The following is a 22,367-nucleotide window of genomic DNA, read 5'->3' on the forward strand; positions in this document are numbered from 1 at the left end:
GAATTTCTTAAGAAGAAGTTTCGTACTTAAGTTTTACTTGACGCTAACTCGTTGCTGCTTTGCTTTTCAGCGTAGCGCCCCGTGTCAGTGGGGTCGCATTATAGGGAGATCCGATTTTAGTGCAACCCCTTTTTTCATTAAAACTTATAAAAAAGGTTCGTTCGAACAGAAAACACACAAAACCGCTTAAAAACCACATTAATGCAATATTTTCTTCATAAAACTGTCACCAGTTTTCGCGAAGGGATCATAAGTATTGATCAAATTTGGGAGGATGCAAGATACAGTTGAAGAAATTTTCACCTGTATCTTGGTATTCAACTATCAATTCTTTTAGTAAAGAAGACTATATAGCTTTCGTCGATATGCTGAAGCAACACTATCGCCATCAGGAAGCGAAGCAATAATATCTAAAAATCCCTTTTTGGCTTCACCGTAGTTCATATCTTTCTTAAGCACCATAAGTAGGCTTGCCAATGCTTCTTCTTTTTTACCCACATCTAACTGAGCTTGAGCTAACTGACAACGTAAGTCTAATGAATCAGGCTCAGCTTCCACCGCTTGCTCTAGACGCTTTACCTCTGGTGAATCTTGTGCAGCCGCAGCTTGCGCCAATTTAGCGACTAAATTGTGGTAATACGGGTCTCGCTGTTCTTCATTTATAGAATCTAATAACGCTTGAGCTTCATCAAATTTTTGAATTTGCATACAGATATCCGCAAACACCAACTTAACCCGAGTGTTACTACTGTCAATGTCGTATGCCTTCTTCGCATAGCCAAAGGCATTATTTAGGTCACCGCTTGCGAGGAACTGCTTCGCTTGATCAAGTAAAATAACTTCAGGTGATGGTAAATGCTCAGACAAAGCTTCTTTAATTTCTTCTTCTGTTTTTGCCCCTGCCAGCATATCTACTGGCGCACCACCTTTTAAAATCACAATCGTTGGCAAAGCTTGTAAACCAATTTGCTGAGCGAGTTGAGATGCCAGAGCTTGTTGGACATCACAATCAATAACGCCTACGGTTATATGCTCACTATAAGCTGCCGCTATCCTCTCCAATATCTGGTCTTGCTGAACACATTCAGGATTTTGATTGCTATAAAAGGTCAGCAATAACACTTTCTCTGGATTTGGATCGGTTATTACTTGCTGAATGTTTTCAGGGGTTAGTTGGATTTTATTGCTCATATTCTATTTTCTGTCTGAGTAATTAATATGGTTGATATAGTGACACTATCTGAATTTACAACCAAGCCAAGAAAACAATTATGTAGAGCTTGGCTTTCTCTTTCGGGTAAATTTCCCCTTTCTTGCCCCACGTTTTTTAAATGCAGGTACAGGAACACCTTTCAGTGCATTTGTATTGATAGACTGAGCGCTGTCAATAAATCCACCTAACTCATCACAAAGCGGTTGCATAAATTGATTATACGACGTTTCCTTATTGGCGATCTTTCCAAGCAATGACTCCCAGAGCGCAGTTCTGTCTGGTAATGAAAGTGACTCAGGTAGGGTTTGAATAAATGCTTTTCCCAGCGCCGTAGAATAAATCGTCTTACCTTCTCGTCTAAGAAACTGCCGTCTAAACAAAAGCTCAATAATTCCGGCCCGCGTTGCTTCAGTGCCAAGCCCGTCAGTGTCTTTCAATACCTTTTTGATAGATTGATCGGAAACAAACCGCGCAATACCTGTCATTGCACCTAATAAGGTGGCTTCAGTGTAATGCTTTGGCGGCTGAGTTTGTTTTTCTTTAACTTCACCTCTCTCACATAAAAGTTGCTCTCCCACCTGTAACTCCGGCAATAGGCTTTCTTTTTCTACCTCATGACCTTTAAACAGTATCTTGAATCCTTGATCTGTTATTTGCTTCGCTTGTGCTTTGAATTGACCACCACTAATCTCCAACTCCACTTTAGTTTCGTTGTAGCGGTAGGGATGAAAGAATTGCGCAAGGTACTGTACAGAGATAAGTTGATAGACCTGCAATTCTCTATGCCCAAGCTGAGCACTGCGGAGCTTTTTAGTGGTTGGAATGATAGCGTGATGCGCTTCTACCTTTTTGTCATTCCAACACGCGCCTTTTAGGTTCATATCAGCTAACTTAATAAACTTACTTTCTATTCCCTGATTGTGCTCGGCAGCCGCAATGACTTGCTCTCTTTCAACACAATGTTCTTGTGGTAGATAACGGTTATCAGATCTAGGGTAAGTGATCAGTTTATGTTTCTCATAGAGTGCCTGACAAATATCCAACACTTGCTGAGCCGATAAACCGTAGCGCTTATTTGCGTCAATCTGCAAAGAAGAAAGGTTATAGGGTAGCGGCGGATTTATCTTTTTTGGTTTCGTTTCAACCTTATTTATTGTTGCTTGCTTTTGACTGATCCGATCCGCAACGTTTTCGGCTAAGGCTTTAACCAGAACACGCCCATCTTCGTCCATATAGGGCTTACATGCTTCACTTGGTACCCACTTAGCTTCAAAAACACCCCAATTTGGTTTATTGATGTGTGCAATCACCTCATAAAATGGTTTAGATACAAAGTTCTCTATTTCTAAATCCCTTCTAACAACCAAACCAAGTACCGGAGTTTGCACTCTGCCAACCGACAAAACGGTATTCACTCCCGCTTTTTGCCCGGCCAACGTAAATGCTCTGGTTAAATTCATCCCAAATAGCCAATCCGCTCTAGCTCTTGCAAGTGCAGATACACTTAAAGGAACAAATTCTTGATTAGAACGTGTCGAAGCCAAAGCCTTTTTCACAGCTTGTGGGTTTAAATCACTGATCAACAAGCGTCGGATCGTTGCTCTTTTCCGCTCTGGCAAATTTACGAATTGAAATACTTCGTCCACAAGCAATTGCCCTTCTCTATCAGGATCTCCAGCATGGTAGATTTCATCGGCTTTTGTGAGTAACTTTTTTAAAGTGCTAAGCTGCTTTTTTGTTTTTGGCTTTGCTTTGAACTGCCATTGAGTCGGCACGATTGGTAGATCATGAAACTGCCATTTTTTGTATTTGGCGTCGTAGTCTTCAGGTTCTGCTTGCTCCAACAGGTGTCCTATGCACCAAGAAACCACATCACCATTCGCGACTTCTATATAACCATCTTGTTTTTTATGTGGTTTTGGTAAGACATCGGCGATTGCTCGACCTAAAGAGGGTTTTTCTGCGATATAGAGTTTCATGATTAGCTTAACTGTATATAGATACAGTTATCATAGTGAATTTTGACGAAAAACACCATAGCTGCAAAGAGACTGTCTCCAGTCTCTTTGCGAACCAACAAACTTACGTTCTTAATAAATTAAGTTGCTTGTGTTTTTGTTCAACTATCAGCGTCATTGAACTGGCCGCTTGCTCAACTTCATCTGCGAACTTCGAAAGCTCAGCAGCGGCATCTGAAATGCCCGTTGTATTTGTATTAATTTCTTCGGTAACCATACTTTGCTCTTCCGCAGCCGTCGCAATTTGTGTTACTTCATTAGAAATGCTTGTCAGCTCAGCAACTAGGGTACTCATTAACCTTGCTGATTCTTGGCAATAACTCACTGCGTCTTCACCTAACTGCACAGAACTCTCAATGATCCGACCTGAATTCGCGACCTCACTCTGGAGGTTATCTATTAGTTTACTAATGTCGTCCGTTGAGGCCTGTGTTTTTGACGCCAAAGCTCGAACTTCGTCGGCAACAACCGCAAAGCCGCGCCCTTGTTCCCCCGCCCTTGCCGCTTCAATTGCTGCGTTTAAGGCCAGTAAATTAGTTTGTTCTGCAATGGCTCTGATCACTTCTAGTATTTTGGAAATATCATTACTGCGCTCAGATACCTTCACGACCGCTTGTTTTGCATCAATAACTTGATCCGCCATTGATTGCACCGTTTCAGTTGTTTTAATGATACTTTGCTCGCTTTGCTGAACTTGATCAGCGGCCTGATTCGTACTTGCAGCCGCTTTTTCCGACGCCCGAGCCACCTCTGAAGCGGTTGCACTAAGTTCGTTAATTGCAGTAACTACGCTATCTATTTCCAAATGCTGATTAGCGACTTTGTTTTTGATGTTTATCGCGGCTTCTGTTGTTCGATGCGACTGCTCATAGGAAGATTCAGCAAGACCTTTGAGGTCATCAATCATCTTTCGTAGTTTATCAGTAAAGCGGTTAAAGCCATGCGCCAAGGCAATCAACTCAGCATGATGACTCACTTCTAGCTCATGCGTTAAATCGCCTTCGCTAGAAGCTAAGTTCTCTACCCGCTCCTGAATATGCGTAAGCGGCCCGATAATTGTGTTCACTAATACCACCGCAATGGCAATGCCAATAACAGCAATAACAATACCGATAATAAGCATCCAGCGACCAACGGAGTTTGTCGACTCCTCCAGCTGACTTTGCAGCGTTGTAGCAGAACTAAGTGCAATTGCCTTAGGTAGTTCGATTACCAGAGACCAAGTGGTATTTGGCAACGCAATGTTGATCGGTACTGCTACGACTAAATCTTCACCAAGCTCTTTAATCCCAGAACCTGTGTGCAGCGATTTTAACACCTCAGCCCTATCTGACTTTGTCGACTCAGCAAGTGGGCGGGCTAAATTCTTGTAGTGACTAGAACCCACAACAAGACCCAGCTCACTTAACAAGGTTACCTTAGCGGCTCCTGAGTAAAGCGAGTTTGAGAGCTCGTCGACCATAGTTTGAAAAATCGGCAAATTTACATCCACGCCCACTAAGCCTCTAAATTGACGATTGACCACGACTGGTGTAGTCAATGAGGTCATCAGCATTTTGTTGCCCGGAGAAATTTCATATAAATAGGGCTCCATGATACAAGGCGCTATTTTATCTTTTGCGCACAGATACCACTCGGCTTCTCGTAGGCCAAATTCATTGATTGCATCGGCATATTTTTCTTCTGCCGACTCAACTTTTTGTTGCATCGGACCATTGGCTTCTTGAGTAAAGTAGAGCTCTAAGGTACCAGCGCCCGGCACAGAGTGACTGGAACCACCTTGATTACTGGCATCATTGCCATCGTAACCATTCGGTTCAAACTGTGCATACATAGAAGACACAAAGCGATTTTGCTTTAGCGCACCATTGACAATTTCTTGTACTTGTTCACGGCTCAGAGGATCCTGTGTGGCGGTATGAGATAGTACACCCGCCAAAGTATAAGGAACACGATAGGCTTCATTGATAAAGCCAGCCACACGTTGCCCATATTGATTACCTTTAGCGATAAGGCCTTGGGATATTTCATCATAAATCGCTTGTTGGACCCCTTCACTTTGCTTGGTATTTTCTGCTGCAAGGTGAAACCACATTGTTGTCACTAATATAACAACCAAACTCGTTACTAATGCTGTTACAAAGAATAAGAGTTTGTTTTTAATCGAAGCTTGTTTCATAACATTCCCAGTTTTTAGACTTAGTATGCAAACAAATTGCACTGCACGTTCATCATCAACTTGATAAAACGAGTGACCCCTATTTTTATCGGCGACTATGAAGTCTTTTTTAACTGTAGCAAAAAATTTAATAACGTACTGAAATTTATGATGCTTAGGCGAAGTATTTTGACGAATAAATTATAAAGTGATGGATAAAAAAAATAGCGCCGAAGCACTATTTTTTTATCTTGTCTTTGCCAGTCGTCTTTTCATTGCTTGGCAAGCGGTGATGTATTGCTGACTTAATCAGCATATATCCAGAGATGGGAGCGGTGAGCAGCAAAAATATTGAAATCAAGATTTCCTTTACACTCACGCCATCAGTCGTGGTACTGAAATACACCATTGCCGAGGTCAATAAGCACGCCATTCCAAGCGTTGTCGCTTTTGTAGGACCGTGGAGACGCATAAAAAAGTCAGGCATTTTCACAAGACCAATAGAGCCTATCAATACAAACGCACCACCTAACAGTAATAAAATGGAAATTATCCATTCTGACATATCGCTCTCCTATTCTATGATGTCGCCGCGCAGCAAATACTTACATACCGCAACTGTACTTACAAAGCCAAGCATTGCTATTAATAATGCGGCTTCAAAGTACAATGCCGTTCCCATACTCATTCCGTACAGAATAATAAGCGCAATGGTATTTATATACATGGTATCGAGCGCTAAAATTCTATCTGGAATTGAAGGCCCAACAACCAAACGCCACAGGTTTAGCAAAAGCGATACACCTATCATCGCAAAGACAATCAGAATTACAGTTTCTAGCATTCAAAAATCTCCTTCAATGGCGCTTCATAACGAGATTTAACCGTATCAATCAATGCTTGCTCATCCGTAAGATCTAACACATGGATCAGTAAGTATTTACGTTCTGGTTTTTCGCCACTTTTTACAGACTCAGGCCAAGGGTATACCTCAGCACTTACGGTGCCAGGAGTTAAAGATACCGTGCTGGCTAAAATAGTAATTGGCATAGCTTGATCTATATCGAGCGGCACCAACACGAAACCGGGGCGTAATTTCTTCGTTGGTCCTAAGATCTTTATCGCAACCTCAACGTTGGCGGTGATGATATCGTAAAGCACCAACAGCAAATGAGTAAACGCACGCCATGGCTTAATGATCAGTGGTTGCTTAGTTCTAAACCGATAGGTAATCAGCGGGATCACAATCGCTAGAATAGTCGCGAGAATAATATGCCCAGCTGACACACTATTATTCAGCAATAACCACACAGTAAATAGCAGTAAGCTGCGAAATGGAGTTGGTAGCCATTTAAACCTTGCTTCTAAACGCATCTATTTCGCTCCTTTTAACACAGCATTCGTCATGCTAGAAAAGTCGTGTAAAGAGTCGGCTGCCGACAATGCGTAATCAGTCAATGGACCAGCAAAAATCACCATTAACGGCGCACAAGTTATCAAAGTAAGAATTGCGATAATTTGAGCAGGATGCGCTTTTTCTGCCGATTGTGTATCGACTTTACCCGTATGATGCCAAAACACAGTGCTACCTGCTTTTGAGACACTGACTAATACCGCTAAGCTTACTAGTAAATACACCGCCCAAAACCAGTATGTGTGGCTCGACTCGATGGTCGACTTTAAGATCCATACTTTGCCAATAAAGCCTGATAGCGGCGGCATACCAATCACAGTGATTGCCGCAATCGCAAACATGATGCCAAGTAACATAGGTTGAACTACTGGGCGACCCGCGGTGATCCTGTCAGCAACTTTACCCCTTTGTTTCCCCACTAAATCAGCAAGTAAGAACAAAGCAGCAGACACTAATGTCGAGTGCACTAAATAGTAAATGGCTGCAGCGCTGCTATTTACCGTTTGTACGGCGACTAATGCCACTAGGGTACCAACTGACACCACCACTAAATTTGCAGACAGCTTACGCAAATCTTGACTAGCAAGTACGCCGATCCCACCCATGACGATAGTCGCCAGAGCGAGCCACCATAGCCACTCTTGTGCCATATGACTTAATTCACCAGCTTGATCGCCAAAAATCAGTGTATACACACGCATCATGGAATACACACCCACTTTAGTCATGATTGCGAATAAAGCAGCTACAACAGGTAACGCGGTTGCATAGGTGTTTGGCAGCCATAGATGAAGCGGTAACAAGGCGCCTTTTAGCGCAAATACAACCAATAATAACAAGCCGCCAATCTTAGCAAGATAAACATCATCTCCTTGTAAGAAGGTGATCTTATATGCCATATCCGCCATGTTCAGAGTACCAAGTACACCGTACAAGATACCTAATGCAATCAAAAATAGCGACGAACCCACAAGATTTAGGATCACGTATTGCAATGAAGCACGGGTATTATGCTTGTCACCACCATGCATTAACAACGCATAAGACGCTATCAACAAAATCTCAAAGAATACAAATAAGTTGAACGCGTCACCAGTTAAGAAGGCACCGTTTACCCCCATCACCAAAAAGTGCAGTAACGGATGGAAGAAACTTCCTCTTTCGTCATCTCCAGCACAGCTATACAGCGAACACACAAAACACAACAAAGCGGTTAAGCTGACTAACAGAGTAGAAAGTTGATCAGCAACTAACACAATACCAAACGGTGCTTGCCAGTTACCAATCGCATAAACCTGAATGCCAGACTGCTGAACATGTAGTAAAAGTGAGGCACAAACTGCAAACGTAATTAGCGACATAAGTACTGAAACTTTACGCCTAATCGCTAAGTTCTTACCACACGGTGGCATCAGCAGGATCACCCCTGCCAACATAGGTAATAAAATAGGTAAAGAAGTCAAATGTTGGATCATGCTTTACCCTTTTTGTCAGGAACAATGCCATTTACATGGTCATTACCCAAATCAGAACGACCGCGAATAGCTAAGATCACGACAAATGCCGTCATCGCGAACCCGATAACAATTGCCGTCAATACCAAGGCTTGCGGCAGTGGATCTGCATACTCACTGCTATAACCAAGCACTGCAGCTTTGTTTAAGGTCAATCTACCCGATGCGAACAAAAACAAGTTGACCGCATAAGACAACATAGTTAAACCAAGAACAACTGGGAACGTTCTTGCTCGTAGAATCAAAAATACGCCACAGGCTACTAGCAAGCCCACACACGATGCATAAAGCAATTCCATTAAATATTCACCTCTTCTTTGGGCGCATTTGCCGTTACTTTACCTAGGCTCGCCAAAATCATCAGCGTTGCACCTACCACGGTGATATAAACACCAAGGTCGAATGCGATGGCACTTGCCAACTCAGTTTTACCTACCAATGGGATATCAAAATAATCAAACCATGAGGTTAAGAATGGTTTGCCAAAGAACCAACTTCCCACACCGGTTGCTAGAGAAATAGCGATACCCGTTGCGATAATCTTGCGGTAATTGACATCAAAGCGCTCTGCAATCCAATTCGAACCATGAGCAATGTATTGTAAAATAAAGGCTATCGCCGTGATTAGGCCCGCGATAAATCCACCACCTGGTAGATTGTGGCCGCGCAAGAAAATATAAACCGAGACCAGCAATGCCAAAGGCAATAAGCTTTGCGAAATACTTGCCAGCAGTAACGGATATCTCTCTTTTGCCCAAGGTCTGCCTTCACTGTCACTACCTGGCATAAATAGTGGTAAGTTGATCAGCAACTTATAAATCCCCAGCGCCGCAATTCCCAGCACGGTAATTTCACCTAGCGTATCAAAACCACGGAAATCCACTAAGATAACGTTAACGACATTCGTCCCACCACCGCCAACTTTGGCGTTTGCAATAAAGAACTCAGAAATACTATCCAATGGCCTTGTGATCAAGGCGTAACTGATACTTCCGATGATCACACCAATTGCTGAAGCAATACCCATATCACGTAGTACGCGAATAGAACTAGACTCCTTCGGCGTTCTTTGCGGTAAGAAGAATAACGCAAGCATCAACAGAATAATGGTTACTACTTCTACCGTTAACTGAGTAAGCGCCAGATCTGGTGCTGAGAAGCGCGTAAAGGCAACCGACACCATGAGACCAACAACCGAAATCATCAGCAGTGCAACCATACGAGTACGATGCCAGATAACCGTGCCAATCGCTCCAATCATTAATAAACCAGCACCAATACCGTTATGTACGTCAATTGGCGTCGGCTCTAAATTACCCACTAACTGTGACATTTCAAACAATGGCCAGCCTGCACTCACCAGCACAACGATAAACATCAACATCAGATAACGCTGTAACGAGCCATTTTCTATTGCGTTTACGCGCGCGCGACTCCAAGACACTATGTTGTACATAGTGCGTTCAAACGTTTTCTTAGCGTTCATTGGCGGTAATGAAGCTTGGAATTGGAATAGGTATTTGCGCTGAGTATAAATTAATAAACCACCACATACCGCAAGGCCACTCATAAGCAGTGGTAAGTTAAAGCCATGCCAAATAGCAACCTCAAAGGTTGGCGCAGCCTCTCCTAATACCGCACTTGATGCTGTTTTTAACATGCCATCAACGATAAAGTTAGGGAACATGCCGACTATCAAACATAAAGCGACCAAGATTTCGATTGGAAAACGCATATAGCGTGGCGCTTCATGTGGCTCCTTGGGTAAATCAATTGGATCTCCGTTGAAGAATACGTCATGAATAAATCGCGCCGAATACGCAACAGAGAATGCACCGGCGATTGTCGCCAAAATTGGAATCAACCACGACATAGAGCCCAGAAGTTGCTGGTGTAGCGTCTCGGCAAAGAACATTTCTTTAGACAAGAAACCATTAAGTAGCGGCACCCCAGCCATCGCAGAAGCGGCAACCATCGCAAGCGTTGCGGTATAGGGCATAAAACGCCACATACCGTTAAGTTTACGCATATCACGAGTGCCCGTTTCATGGTCGATGATCCCCGTCGCCATGAATAAAGAGGCCTTAAACGTTGCGTGGTTAATAATATGGAAAACCGCCGCAACAGTCGCAAGCTCAGTATCCAGACCAAGTAATAAAGTAATAAGGCCTAAATGACTGATCGTTGAAAACGCCAGCAGACCTTTTAGATCATGTTTAAATAACGCGATATAGGCGCCAACGAGCAGCGTCGCTAAGCCAGTTAGGCCAACGAGAATAAACCACAGCTCTGTACCCGCCAGCGCAGGATAAAAGCGCGCCAGTAAGAATATTCCAGCTTTCACCATAGTCGCAGAGTGTAAGTACGCACTTACAGGCGTTGGTGCAGCCATCGCGTGCGGTAACCAGAAATGGAATGGAAATTGCGCGGACTTGGTAAATGCGCCCAGTAGCACAAGGATTAACGCCACTTCATATAATGCATGGGATTGAATAAGCTCACGACTCGATAAAATCACATCAAGGTTATAACTGCCTACAATATCTCCTATCAACATCAAGCCAGCGAGCAGTGCTAAGCCGCCACCGCCAGTGATAGCAAGTGCCATTTTCGCCCCTTTGCGGGCCTCTGACTTATGCCACCAATAGCTAATAAGTAAAAATGAACTAATACTGGTAAGCTCCCAGAATAACCACAGCTGTAATACGTTATTAGACATAACAATACCAAGCATAGCGGTCATAAAGAGCATTAAGTAAGCATAAAGTTTAGGCATGGAATCATTGCTGCTAAGGTAGTATCTGGCATAGAAGATAACCAGCATACCAATGCCCAAGATCATGAAAACGAACAGCAACGCAAGACCATCCAGTCTAAACGCGATGTTAATATCTAGAAGCGGGACCCATTCAAATGTGTACCGAATAGTCTCTCCTGCGAAAACGGCAGGGGCGAGATCAACAGCAAGTAAAATTGCCACTGCTGGCGCTACTAAGGTTATAGCAGTCGACTGATTACGAGAAAGCTTTCCCGTAAATGCAGAGATAAAACTGCCAATTAAGGATAGCAAGGGTATCCAAAATAAAGTCATAGATGAAACCTTTTATTTGCGTCGTTATGGCTCGTTTAGATTAATGTGACAATCCCCCTTCCAAGTTGGAGCGATCGGTACACATTAACCACACGTACATGAACCCTGTTATACTTGATTAGTGTTTGAGTTGTCTAGAGTTTCACTTTCTAGCTGGTGCTATTTTAGCCAACCTTAACAAACTATTCAGAATAAGTTCAAAACTATTCAGCCGAATTAACTGCTATTTTATCTTCTAAACGTCTTGAATTCAGTACTGCTAACCACCTTTTACGGTAATTTTCATCTAACTTAATTGATTGATATTCCAGCAAAGAGTGACTATTCGAGGGTTTATATGAGGAAAGTTTACCTAACTCGCAAGTGCGACTCGGTACCCAATTGCTCGGTGCTTGGTCACCAACGTAAAGATTTGGTGCCTTTTGCCCTGAAGTCGCACAAAGCCATTTTGCTTTTTGGGCTGGTATTGGGTATTCATCTTCAAAGCCGCTAAAGTGCATAAGCTCATGTATCAGCGTATTGTAGGTGCTGGTGGCGGTTAAAGTCATGTGCTTGCCACTGACATTAGCAAGTCCTTCCGTTGCCATTAACACCAGATGATCGTATTCCGACAAGCCCTGCTCGTGTCGTAAGTCACACATTGCAAATCCCCTTCGCCTCTTACAACTGAGCTTATTCGCCGCATATATCGGTTTAGATAAACAATATACGCCTTTGGCTGGCTCTGGTTGTTGCTCATAAGCATGTTTAAGTACTTGTAAACGCTGCAAACCATCTAAATCACTGGCGATTAATGCAAGATTAAACTGACAAGACGCACTTGAATGCTGACGCTCTGAGAGAGTGTGAAACTGTCTTAAGTAGGGGTTATTCAAAAATGTCGTGACAGACTTTCCTTGCCACACCGCGAGCAACGAAGTGAGTTCTGGGTTTAAAGCGTAACGCTTTGAAAGCGCATAAAGCAAGTGATATCGGCCAAGTGATATTAACTGCTCGGACACTTGCTGACGCTGCTGACGATTTAAACGGGACCAAGTATCGAGTAAAAGCAGCTTAGTGCTATTTTTCTCTTGAGCACTCAAATCGCGCTGTAACCGTTCAAACTCCCAACTTGGTTGCTTTAGGTCTGCAATAGCTCGTACTAATTGTGTACTTGCTTGGGAGGGTGACATCTCAAGCACCGGTGCAATGGCAAAATAGCTATTTGGATTGGCGACGACAAGTGCTGATTTTTGCGCGATGGAGAGATGTGCATAATTAGGGCTGCTTGAAAACAGCAGCCCAATAAGCACGAAAATAAAAAGATGTTTAGCTCGCGTCTTGTTCGTCATTCAACTGGGCAAGTAAATCAAGCTCAAGACGGGCGTATTTATGTTCTACAAACTCATATACATTAGTTGCCAGCGCGAGCTTAAAATAGCTAATCGCAGAGGCTAAATCCCCTTTGGTCTGATATCGCTTAGCCAAATAAAAATAGGCTTCACAGAGACGCTGCGCATACTCTTCTTGGGTGCTCACGCCATCAGAGATCTGCGCAAGAAATGCTTCTTCAGATAAAGTACCCAAATACAGTGCAACTAACTGAGACGACCACTCGTCAGGGTCTAATGCTTGGCTATTTGCCGCCAATGTCTGCTTAGCAAGCGCACCGTCTACTTGTTGTTGAGCAATATACAGCCACATAGCACGGTACGCATCTTTTGGAGCTCGCGCCAAAAAGGCTTCAAAATCTTTTACTGCTAAATCAGCTCTTTCACCGTAATACAATGCGATACCACGATTTAAATAAGCATATTCATGTTGCTCGTCAAGCTCTAGCACAGCATCAAACATTTCATATGCGCGGCCATAATTTTGTTCTAACGTTTGATGAATACCAAGGAAATTATATACTTCGGCGAGATCCGGCTTAATTTGTACGGCACGATTGAAGTCAATACGAGCAAGCGTTTGTAAGCCAATGCTATCATACAGCATACCGCGATTGTATAGCAGCTGCGCGCGTTGCTCATTTGCCATATCCGGCTGCAAGAGTAACTCGTTAAATCGAGCAATGGCAATCTCATTACGGAAATTGGCTTGAAGTGGTACTGCAAGCGGAACATTTACAATGTTTTTAGTGGCCTCTGGCTGCGTGCTTTTACATCCTACCAGCCCCATTAGCACTAATGGCACAACTATTTTCGCTAACTTCATTTCCTTCCTCATTCAATGGCATTTGCCCGTTTAGAGTCTTTGCACAGGTATACCAACAATCTGATTATTTAACCTGAGGTTTGGATAAGGAATGTTCCAACTCATTGTTGCTAAATCACAACTTAGTTTTCTCCTTGTCTAGCCAGAGAGTTTACGCACCAATAGCTGGCTATTGGAAGTGAATTCAACGCAGTTAGCGCTAAAACTTTCTGCTAGAAAGGCATTAATTATCCGCAGCTCAGGTTATGTACTATAACTTTGCCTTGTTCTCTATTGACCAGATAAACTCAGTTTTGTTTCATCATTTTGAGTCAAACAGCATTAAAGCATAAAAAAAGGGGCTATTCAGCCCCTTTACACTTCTATTCTATGCAAAGCATTGCAAAGATTACTCAGCGCCTTCTTCTTTAGGCTGCTCAGCTTTTTTCTCTTGTGCTTCTTTGATACTTAAACGAACACGGCCTTGGCGGTCAACTTCAAGTACTTTAACTTTCACTTCTTGACCAACAGTTAAGTGATCTGAAACGTTATTTACGCGCTCTTCACTGATTTGTGAGATGTGCACTAGACCATCTTTACCAGGAAGTACATTTACAAACGCACCGAAGTCTACGATACGGATAACTTTACCAGTGTAAAGCGTACCAACTTCAAGCTCTGCTGTAAGCGCTTCGATACGTGAAATAGCAGCTTGTGCGCTATTACCATTCGTTGCAGCGATCTTGATAGTACCGTCGTCTTCAATTTCAATCGTTGTATCTGTTTCTTCAGTAAGCTGGCGAATTGTTGCACCACCTTTACCGATAACTTCAGCAATCTTCTTCGCAGGGATCTTCATCGTGTAGATACGTGGAGCGAACTCAGATAGCTCTTCAGAAGGTGCAGAAATCGCTTGGTCCATCACACCTAGGATGTGTAGACGCGCTGCTTTCGCTTGGCGAAGCGCGATCTGCATGATTTCTTTGGTGATACCTTCAATCTTGATATCCATCTGTAGTGCAGTTACACCGTTTGCTGTACCCGCTACTTTGAAGTCCATATCACCTAAGTGATCTTCGTCACCAAGAATGTCAGAAAGTACAACGAAATCTTCGCCTTCTTTCACTAGACCCATCGCGATACCAGCAACTGACGCTTTAACTGGAACACCAGCGTTCATTAGCGCAAGTGAAGTACCACATACTGATGCCATTGAAGATGAACCGTTTGATTCAGTGATTTCAGATACTACACGTACTGAATATGGGAATTCAGCCAGTGTTGGCATTACTGCCGCAATACCACGCTTAGCTAGGTTACCGTGGCCGATTTCACGACGCTTAGGAGACCCTACAAAACCCGTTTCACCTACACAGAATGGAGGGAAGTTATAGTGAAGCATAAAGTGATGCTTGTGAGTACCAGTTAGGTCGTCTAGCATCTGCGCGTCACGCTCAGTACCAAGGGTTGCAGTTACAAGTGCCTGAGTTTCACCACGAGTAAAGATTGCAGAACCGTGAGTACGTGGCAGTACACCCGTCATCACATCTAGCGCACGAACCATATCTGGTTCACGACCGTCGATACGTTTTTCGCCTGCAATGATACGGCTACGTACAATTTTCTTCTCAAGTGAACTGAATGTTTTACCTACCACTTGCTCGTCTAGTGACTCGCCTTCAGCAACTTCAGCGCCTAGCTTTTCAATGACTTCTGCTTTTGCTTCAGAAAGTGCTTCTTTACGTGCAACTTTGTCAGTAATACGGTAAGCATCACCTACTTTTTGCTCTGCAATTGCAGCGACTTTTTCAGCTAGGGTTAAATCTTTTTCAGGTGCTGTCCAATCCCATGCAGCTTTACCAGCTTCAGCACGGAATTCTTCGATTGCTTTGATGATAGCTTGTGATTGCTCGTGACCATATACAACAGCGCCAAGCATTTCTTCTTCAGTTAACACTTCAGCTTCTGATTCAACCATTAGTACTGCGTTTTCAGTACCCGCAACAACTAGGTCAAGCTTACTTGTCTCTAGCTCTTTTAGCGTAGGGTTAAGTACGTATTGACCGTCGATGAAACCAACGCGTGCTGCACCTAGCGGGCCATTGAATGGAATGCCTGAGATAGCTAGTGCTGCTGAAGTACCAATCAAAGCAACGATATCAGGTTGGATCTCAGGGTTTACAGAAACCACTGTCGCGATAACCTGAACTTCGTTTACAAAGCCGTCTGGGAAAAGAGGACGAATTGGACGGTCGATTAGACGAGCTGTTAGTGTTTCACCGTCTGAAGGACGACCTTCACGCTTCAAGAAACCACCAGGGATACGACCCGCAGCGTACATTTTTTCTTGGTAGTTAACCGTTAGTGGGAAAAAGTCTTGGCCAGGAGCCGCTTCTCTTCTTCCTACAACAGTAACAAGTACCGAAGTATCACCAATACTTGCAAGTACTGCGCCGTCAGCTTGACGTGCGATAGCACCTGTTTCTAGAGTCACCGTGTGTTGACCTAGTTGAAATTCTTTAATAATTGCTTGCACAATATTTTCCTTACTAAATGGTTTTCAACGTCAACGGGGACCAATCACAGTCTTAAATAAACTCACCATAATTTACTTAAGCACTACAATTGGAAATCCGATTGACGCTTGTTTAAAAGTATTTTTAAACGGCTGTAAGTATACTGATAGAACAGCCACAAAAAAAGGGGCTAATTAGCCCCTTTTTTACTGTTGGATAAATTTCCAACAAGAAATCAAAAATATTAGCGACGTAGGCCAAGCTCTTTGATTAGTGCAGCATAACGGTCAACGCTCTTGCCTTTTAGGTAGTCAAGAAGGTTACGACGTTGGCTAACTTTACGTAGAAGACCACGACGTGAGTGGAAATCTTGCTTGTGGTTAGCGAAGTGACCTTGTAGCTTGTTGATGTCAGCAGTTAGAAGTGCAACTTGTACTTCTGGTGAACCTGTATCACCTTCTGCGCGTGCGAACTTTGCTACGATTTCTGCTTTTTCTTGATTGCTTAGTGACATAATAACTCCAAAATAAGTTTAGTAATGCTTCAGCCGATCACTAATTCAGCCAAAGCGGAAGCTGGCGGATTATACCAGCATAAACTCCCCTTGCATAGGAAGATTTTATTGTGATTCCGGCTGAGCGGAAGATAGCGCGCGTTTTGCTTTCAATAACCCTTGTGGATTACGCTCGCCAATCCCAACAAACTTGCCATCAGCAACCACTTTAACAATACCGTCTGGTAAATTTTCGACAGCAACGGTTTGCCCATGACCAAAAGCAACACCTTGCTCAGCGCTAATATCAACAACGCTCAAGTCGACCAAAGCGGTATCCATCGGCAACAATAATTCATCGAGATAAGTCGAAGGCGCAACTTCTTCCGCTTTTGCTTTCTCAAGTAAAGCTTCTAGCTCGACTAAGGTAATCATTTTGTCGCTAGGGTAATGACCAACTTCACTACGGTGTAACATAATGACATGCGCACCACAGCCTAGCTTTTCCCCCAAATCATCGACTATCGTACGAATATAAGTGCCCTTAGACACATGCACCGTCATTTGAATTTGTTGAGTTTGCTCGTCATATTCGTCTAACGTGATACGATAAACATTAATTTTGCGGCATTTTCGCGGTACTTCGATGCCTTCACGGGCATATTTGTATAGCGGTTGGCCCTGATATTTGAGCGCCGAATACATCGAAGGGTACTGATCAGATTCCCCCAAGAAGCTGGCAATTTCTTGCTCTAGCTGCTCAAGTGTTACATTTACTGGTCGCGTTTCAACTATTTCACCATCAGAATCTGATGTCGTCGTGCGCTCACCCAGCTGCGCTCTCACCACGTAGGTTTTATCGGTATCAAGCAAAAACTGGGTAAACTTAGTTGCTTCACCAAAGCAAATTGGCAACATACCGGTTGCTAGCGGATCCAAAGCACCGGTGTGGCCCGCTTTTTGAGCGAAATAAATGCCCTTTGCTTGCTGCAGTGCTTTGTTAGAAGAAATACCTTGCGGTTTATTTAATAACAGAATGCCGTCGATCGCACGGCCTTTGGTGCGACGCGCCATTACTCTTCCTCTTGGTCTTTATCTCCAGACTCAGGACCACGCTTTGCGTTGTCTTCTCTGATCACAGAGTCAACCAAGTTAGAAATACGCATACCTTCCATTAGGGAGTTATCAATAACAAATTTAAGCTCAGGCATGATACGCGCACGGATACGCTTGCCAAGAAGCGAGCGAATATAACCGGTTGCTTCATTCAGAATAGCCGCACTTTGCTTAGTTTTGTCTTCATCACTGGTATTCAGCACAGTAATGAATACTTTTGCATAAGAAAGATCACGTGATACCTCAACAGCTGACACTGTTACCATACCCAATCTTGGATCTTTAATTTCGCGCTGTAGGATCACCGCAATTTCTTTTTGAATTTGCTGTGCTACGCGATCTGTACGAGAAAATTCTCTCATTTTCACCACTTAAAATTTCAAAATCTATGAGATCACAAATGGGGGCTAGTGCCCCCATCTCAAGTATTTTAATAACTTACAATTAAAGCGTACGCTCTACCTGTACAGTTTCAAATACTTCGATTTGGTCACCGACTTTAACGTCGTTGTAGTTCTTAACGCCGATACCACATTCCATACCGTTACGAACCTCAGCAACGTCATCTTTAAAGCGACGAAGTGACTCAAGTTCACCTTCGTAGATAACCACGTTATCACGAAGTACACGGATTGGCGCGCTACGTTTAACCACACCTTCAGTTACCATACAACCTGCAACAGCGCCGATCTTAGGCGACTTGAACACGTCACGAACTTCAGCAAGACCAATGATCTCTTGCTTAAATTCTGGTGCAAGCATACCTGTCATTGCTTGTTTCACTTCTTCGATTAGGTCGTAGATAACGCTGTAGTAGCGTAAGTCTAGGTTCTCAGCTTCAATAACTTTACGAGCAGAAGCATCCGCACGTACGTTAAAGCCAACGATGATAGCGTTAGAAGCCGCTGCAAGCGTTGCATCCGTTTCAGTGATACCACCAACACCTGAACCTACTATCTTCACTTTTACTTCATCTGTAGACAGTTTAGTCAATGAATCAGCGATTGCTTCGATAGAACCTTGAACGTCTGCTTTTAGAACGATGTTCACTTCAGATACGTCGCCTTCAGTCATGTTAGAGAACATGTTCTCAAGCTTCGCTTTCTGCTGACGAGCAAGCTTCACTTCGCGGAACTTACCTTGACGGTATAGTGCCACTTCACGTGCTTTACGCTCATCACGAACTACTGTCGCTTCGTCACCAGCTGCTGGTACGCCAGAAAGACCTAAGATCTCTACTGGAATTGAAGGACCTGCGGTTTTGATGTCTTTACCGTTTTCGTCTTTCATCGCACGAACACGGCCATATTCAAGACCACAAAGTACGATATCACCCTGGTTTAAGGTACCTGATTGAACAAGTACAGAAGCAATCGGGCCACGACCTTTATCAAGACGAGATTCGATTACCACACCAGATGCCATACCTTCTTCAGAAGCTCGTAGCTCTAATAGCTCAGATTGCATCAGGATTGCTTCTAGTAGTTCATCAATACCAAGACCAGTCTTCGCTGAGATATGAACAAACTGCGTTTCACCGCCCCAGTCCTCTGGGATTACGTCTAGTTGAGCAAGCTCATTCTTAACGCGGTCAGGGTCAATGCCCTCTTTATCCATTTTGTTCACAGCAACGATAAGTGGTACTTCTGCCGCTTTCGCGTGTTGTACCGCTTCTTTCGTCTGAGGCATTACACCATCGTCCGCTGCAACAACAAGTACAACGATATCGGTTGCTTTCGCACCACGAGCACGCATTGATGTAAACGCCGCGTGTCCAGGAGTATCTAGGAAAGTGATCATGCCACCTTCAGTCTCAACATGGTATGCACCGATATGCTGAGTAATACCGCCGGCCTCGCCGTCTGCAACTTTCGCTTTACGAATGTAGTCAAGTGTTGACGTTTTACCGTGGTCAACGTGACCCATTACTGTTACTACTGGTGCACGAGGCTCAAGAGAACCATCTTCGCTGCGGTCATTTAGTACTTTTTCTTCTAGCTCGTTTTCTTTCACTAGAATGACTTTGTGACCCATTTCTTCAGCAACTAGCTGTGCAGTTTCTTGATCGATAACTTGGTTAATCGTAACCATGTCACCCATCTTCATCATTGTCTTAACAACTTCAGCGCCTTTAACAGCCATACGAGAAGCAAGCTCTGCAACAGTGATTGTTTCACTGATACGTACTTCTTGTTTCACTTCTGCCGCTGGCTTTTGGAAACCATGCTGTAACGAAGTTGGCGCTTTTAAGCGACCTTTTTTGCCTTTCAGCTTCTTCGCATTCGCTTCTGCAGCTTCTTCTTTCGCACTTGGCTTTCTCTTCTTCTTACGACGTGCGCTTTTCTCTTCACGTGCATCAGACTCATCTTCCGCTTCACGAGCGTAAGTAGAAGTTGTTAGGTGGTGATCAGCATTTTCTTCACGACGAAGACGCTCTTCTTCTTCCGCCTTCCAACGTGCTTCATTTTCTTCAGCTAGACGACGAGCTTCTTCCGCTTGACGTTTTGCTTCTTCTTCTGCCTTTTTCAGGGCTGCCGCTTCTGCTTCTTGACGCAGACGCTCAGCTTCTTGACGTTCTTTAATTTGTTGCGCGCTATCCACTTCTTTACTCTGCTTATCTTTGGCTTGACGTTCAGCATCAGCTTGTCGCTTCGCCTCTTCTTTAGCTTTGCGCTCGGCTTCCTCATCGGCCTTGCGTTCCGCTTCTTCGCGCGCGTTGCGCTCAGCTTCTACTTTGGCCTGTTGCTCTGCTTGTTGCTGAGCCATTAACTCTGCTTCTTTGCGCGCAGCTTCCTCTGCAGCTAAGCGTTCTTGCTCTTTCTGCTGCTCGATTGCGCTCTTTTTAACGTAAGTGCGCTTCTTACGGACTTCTACAGATACAGACTTCGCTTTACCAGATGAGTTAACACTTAACGTGCTTTTACTCTTACGCTGTAGAGTCATACGCTCAGGGCCGGTTGAACCAGTGCCACCGTGTTGCTTGCTTAGGTGATCAAGCAACGTCGCCTTTTCGGATTCAGTAACTTGGTCGCCCTCGGCTTTGGTGATCCCTGCATCTTTTAACTGTTGTAGTAATTTATCAACAGTTGTACCAATACTCTCGGCTAGTTTGTTAATGCTCACTTCTGCCATACGTGATGTTACCTCCGTTAATAAATTACTCTTCGCTGAACCAGCAAATGTTACGTGCAGCCATGATTAACTCACCAGCTTGCTCTTCTGATAACTCAGAAATTTCAACTAAGTCATCAATACCTTGCTCTGCAAGGTCTTCAAGTGTAACGATACCTTTGCTAGCAAAAACAAAAGCGGTATGACGCTCAAGTCCTTCAAGTGCTAGTAGGTCTTCTGCAGGTTCTGCATTTTCTAGACTTTCTTCATCGCGAAGTGCTTTCGTAGTCAGTGCATCTTTTGCACGGTTACGTAACTCTTCAACGGTTTCTTCGTCTAGACCGTCGATTTCTAAAAATTCAGCTACTGGCACATAAGCCACTTCTTCAAGTGAAGAGAAGCCTTCGTTAATCAGTAGTGTTGCAAAATCATCGTCGATGTCTAGATTTTCAGTGAACAGATTAACCAATTTATCTGATTCTTCCGAGCTCTTACGCTCCATCTCTTCCACTGTCATTACGTTTAGTTCCCAACCAGTAAGTTGGCTAGCTAAACGTACGTTTTGACCATTACGACCAATCGCTTGCGCTAGGTTGTCAGCTTCAACTGCAATTTCCATTGTGCGCGTATCTTCATCCATTACGATTGAAGCTACTTCAGCCGGTGCCATCGCGTTGATTACGAACTGTGCTGGGTTATCATCGTAAAGTACGATATCAACACGCTCGCCGCCAAGCTCTGAAGACACAGCTTGTACACGTGCGCCACGCATACCAACACATGCACCTACAGGGTCAATACGCTTGTCGTTTGATTTTACAGCGATTTTAGCACGAGAACCAGGGTCACGTGCCGCGCCTCTAAGCTCAATCATTTCTTCGCCAATTTCCGGAACCTCAATGCGGAATAGTTCCATCAACATTTCAGGCTTAGAACGCGTAACAAATAGCTGTGCACCACGCGCTTCAGGCTTCACTTCATAAAGTAGGCCACGTACACGGTCACCCGGACGGAAGCTTTCGCGTGGTAGCATGTCTTCACGGTAAATTACCGCTTCAGCATTGTTACCAAGGTCGATAACGATAGCGTCACGCGTTGCTTTTTTAACAACACCTGTCACTAGCTCGCCTTTTTGATCTTTATATGCATCAACAACTAATGCGCGCTCAGCTTCACGTACTTTTTGTACGATTACCTGTTTCGCCATCTGTGTGGTGATACGGTCAAATTTAATTGATTCGATCTGCTCTTCAACGTAATCACCTAATTGAATGTCAGGCTCATCAACTTGCGCCGCTTCAAATGTGATTTCCGCATATGGATTTTCTAGTGAACCGTCTTCTTGTGGTTCAACTGCTTTCCAACGACGAAAAGTATCGTACTCGCCCGTTTTACGGTCGATAGTAACGCGTACTTCGATTTCACCGCCATGCTTCTTTTTTGTTGCTGTCGCTAGTGCGAACTCTAATGCTTCAAAAATCTTTTCTCTTGGGACCGCTTTTTCATTGGAAACAGCTTCTGCCACCAACAATATTTCTTTTGCCATAG

The 22,367-nt window shown here is 43.8% G+C and carries 17 protein-coding genes; all 17 read right to left on the reverse strand.

Going from position 1 to position 22,367, the window contains the following annotated elements; all coding sequences use genetic code 11:
* Positions 1-333: 333 nt before the first annotated feature.
* The 17 genes from BB427_RS12380 to nusA all read right to left on the reverse strand — a co-directional run bounded on the left by BB427_RS12380 (position 334) and on the right by nusA (position 22,365).
* Positions 334-1,191 carry a tetratricopeptide repeat protein gene (locus tag BB427_RS12380; protein ID WP_010607880.1) on the reverse strand — a complete coding sequence of 286 codons (858 nt, stop codon included), beginning with the start codon at positions 1,189-1,191 and terminating at the stop codon, positions 334-336.
* 78 nt (positions 1,192-1,269) lie between these two features.
* Positions 1,270-3,192 (reverse strand): DNA topoisomerase III, encoded by a 1,923-nt coding sequence (locus tag BB427_RS12385; RefSeq protein WP_069020957.1) that lies wholly within the window; start codon positions 3,190-3,192, stop codon positions 1,270-1,272.
* 103 nt (positions 3,193-3,295) lie between these two features.
* The gene (locus BB427_RS12390) at positions 3,296-5,410 is read right to left on the reverse strand and encodes a methyl-accepting chemotaxis protein (protein ID WP_069020958.1); all 2,115 of its coding nucleotides are present in this window, start codon (positions 5,408-5,410) and stop codon (positions 3,296-3,298) included.
* A gap of 217 nt (positions 5,411-5,627) precedes the next feature.
* Complete coding sequence (locus BB427_RS12395; protein WP_010370840.1) at positions 5,628-5,954, reverse strand: Na+/H+ antiporter subunit G; 327 nt, start codon at positions 5,952-5,954, stop codon at positions 5,628-5,630.
* Between the two features lie 9 nt (positions 5,955-5,963).
* A complete protein-coding gene (locus BB427_RS12400) occupies positions 5,964-6,233 on the reverse strand; it encodes a K+/H+ antiporter subunit F (RefSeq protein WP_010370838.1) in 270 nt (89 codons plus the stop codon).
* Positions 6,227-6,763, reverse strand: coding sequence for a Na+/H+ antiporter subunit E (locus BB427_RS12405; RefSeq protein WP_069020959.1), 537 nt, complete (start codon positions 6,761-6,763; stop codon positions 6,227-6,229). The genes BB427_RS12400 and BB427_RS12405 overlap by 7 nt, the downstream gene beginning before the upstream one ends.
* Entirely contained in the window at positions 6,764-8,278 is a 1,515-nt protein-coding gene (locus BB427_RS12410; protein ID WP_069020960.1) for a monovalent cation/H+ antiporter subunit D, read from the reverse strand. It lies immediately after the preceding gene.
* Positions 8,275-8,616, reverse strand: coding sequence for a Na+/H+ antiporter subunit C (locus BB427_RS12415; protein ID WP_010370832.1), 342 nt, complete (start codon positions 8,614-8,616; stop codon positions 8,275-8,277). The genes BB427_RS12410 and BB427_RS12415 overlap by 4 nt, the downstream gene beginning before the upstream one ends.
* Positions 8,616-11,408 carry a monovalent cation/H+ antiporter subunit A gene (locus tag BB427_RS12420; protein WP_017217780.1) on the reverse strand — a complete coding sequence of 931 codons (2,793 nt, stop codon included), beginning with the start codon at positions 11,406-11,408 and terminating at the stop codon, positions 8,616-8,618. Before BB427_RS12420 ends, BB427_RS12415 begins: the two co-directional genes overlap by 1 nt.
* A 203-nt stretch (positions 11,409-11,611) precedes the next feature.
* Entirely contained in the window at positions 11,612-12,739 is a 1,128-nt protein-coding gene (locus BB427_RS12425) for a hypothetical protein (RefSeq protein WP_069020961.1), read from the reverse strand.
* Positions 12,717-13,604 carry a lipoprotein NlpI gene (nlpI, locus tag BB427_RS12430; RefSeq protein ID WP_069020962.1) on the reverse strand — a complete coding sequence of 296 codons (888 nt, stop codon included), beginning with the start codon at positions 13,602-13,604 and terminating at the stop codon, positions 12,717-12,719. The genes BB427_RS12425 and nlpI overlap by 23 nt, the downstream gene beginning before the upstream one ends.
* A 388-nt stretch (positions 13,605-13,992) precedes the next feature.
* Positions 13,993-16,119 (reverse strand): polyribonucleotide nucleotidyltransferase, encoded by a 2,127-nt coding sequence (gene pnp, locus BB427_RS12435; RefSeq protein WP_010370826.1) that lies wholly within the window; start codon positions 16,117-16,119, stop codon positions 13,993-13,995.
* 224 nt (positions 16,120-16,343) lie between these two features.
* Complete coding sequence (rpsO, locus tag BB427_RS12440; protein ID WP_010370825.1) at positions 16,344-16,613, reverse strand: 30S ribosomal protein S15; 270 nt, start codon at positions 16,611-16,613, stop codon at positions 16,344-16,346.
* A gap of 105 nt (positions 16,614-16,718) precedes the next feature.
* On the reverse strand, positions 16,719-17,666 hold the full coding sequence (gene truB / locus BB427_RS12445; RefSeq protein ID WP_045989551.1) for a tRNA pseudouridine(55) synthase TruB: 948 nt from the start codon (positions 17,664-17,666) through the stop codon (positions 16,719-16,721).
* A complete protein-coding gene (gene rbfA, locus BB427_RS12450; RefSeq protein ID WP_010370823.1) occupies positions 17,666-18,070 on the reverse strand; it encodes a 30S ribosome-binding factor RbfA in 405 nt (134 codons plus the stop codon). Before rbfA ends, truB begins: the two co-directional genes overlap by 1 nt.
* 82 nt (positions 18,071-18,152) lie before the next feature.
* A complete protein-coding gene (gene infB, locus BB427_RS12455; RefSeq protein ID WP_039492199.1) occupies positions 18,153-20,840 on the reverse strand; it encodes a translation initiation factor IF-2 in 2,688 nt (895 codons plus the stop codon).
* 25 nt (positions 20,841-20,865) lie between these two features.
* On the reverse strand, positions 20,866-22,365 hold the full coding sequence (gene nusA, locus BB427_RS12460) for a transcription termination factor NusA (RefSeq protein WP_010370820.1): 1,500 nt from the start codon (positions 22,363-22,365) through the stop codon (positions 20,866-20,868).
* Positions 22,366-22,367: the final 2 nt, after the last annotated feature.

Origin of the sequence: Pseudoalteromonas sp. BMB (assembly GCF_001709235.1) — a bacterium.
GTDB lineage: Bacteria > Pseudomonadota > Gammaproteobacteria > Enterobacterales > Alteromonadaceae > Pseudoalteromonas > Pseudoalteromonas maricaloris.

Excerpts from the sequence above, each read along its gene's own strand:
- BB427_RS12380 (WP_010607880.1), bottom strand. The coding sequence starts at position 1,191 with ATGAGCAATAAAATCCAACTAACCCCTGAAAACATTCAGCAAGTAATA.
- BB427_RS12385 (WP_069020957.1), bottom strand. The coding sequence starts at position 3,192 with ATGAAACTCTATATCGCAGAAAAACCCTCTTTAGGTCGAGCAATCGCC.
- BB427_RS12390 (WP_069020958.1), bottom strand. The coding sequence starts at position 5,410 with ATGAAACAAGCTTCGATTAAAAACAAACTCTTATTCTTTGTAACAGCA.
- BB427_RS12395 (WP_010370840.1), bottom strand. The coding sequence starts at position 5,954 with ATGTCAGAATGGATAATTTCCATTTTATTACTGTTAGGTGGTGCGTTT.
- BB427_RS12400 (WP_010370838.1), bottom strand. The coding sequence starts at position 6,233 with ATGCTAGAAACTGTAATTCTGATTGTCTTTGCGATGATAGGTGTATCG.
- BB427_RS12405 (WP_069020959.1), bottom strand. The coding sequence starts at position 6,763 with ATGCGTTTAGAAGCAAGGTTTAAATGGCTACCAACTCCATTTCGCAGC.
- BB427_RS12410 (WP_069020960.1), bottom strand. The coding sequence starts at position 8,278 with ATGATCCAACATTTGACTTCTTTACCTATTTTATTACCTATGTTGGCA.
- BB427_RS12415 (WP_010370832.1), bottom strand. The coding sequence starts at position 8,616 with ATGGAATTGCTTTATGCATCGTGTGTGGGCTTGCTAGTAGCCTGTGGC.
- BB427_RS12420 (WP_017217780.1), bottom strand. The coding sequence starts at position 11,408 with ATGACTTTATTTTGGATACCCTTGCTATCCTTAATTGGCAGTTTTATC.
- BB427_RS12425 (WP_069020961.1), bottom strand. The coding sequence starts at position 12,739 with ATGACGAACAAGACGCGAGCTAAACATCTTTTTATTTTCGTGCTTATT.
- nlpI (WP_069020962.1), bottom strand. The coding sequence starts at position 13,604 with ATGAAGTTAGCGAAAATAGTTGTGCCATTAGTGCTAATGGGGCTGGTA.
- rpsO (WP_010370825.1), bottom strand. The coding sequence starts at position 16,613 with ATGTCACTAAGCAATCAAGAAAAAGCAGAAATCGTAGCAAAGTTCGCA.
- truB (WP_045989551.1), bottom strand. The coding sequence starts at position 17,666 with ATGGCGCGTCGCACCAAAGGCCGTGCGATCGACGGCATTCTGTTATTA.
- rbfA (WP_010370823.1), bottom strand. The coding sequence starts at position 18,070 with ATGAGAGAATTTTCTCGTACAGATCGCGTAGCACAGCAAATTCAAAAA.
- infB (WP_039492199.1), bottom strand. The coding sequence starts at position 20,840 with ATGGCAGAAGTGAGCATTAACAAACTAGCCGAGAGTATTGGTACAACT.
- nusA (WP_010370820.1), bottom strand. The coding sequence starts at position 22,365 with ATGGCAAAAGAAATATTGTTGGTGGCAGAAGCTGTTTCCAATGAAAAA.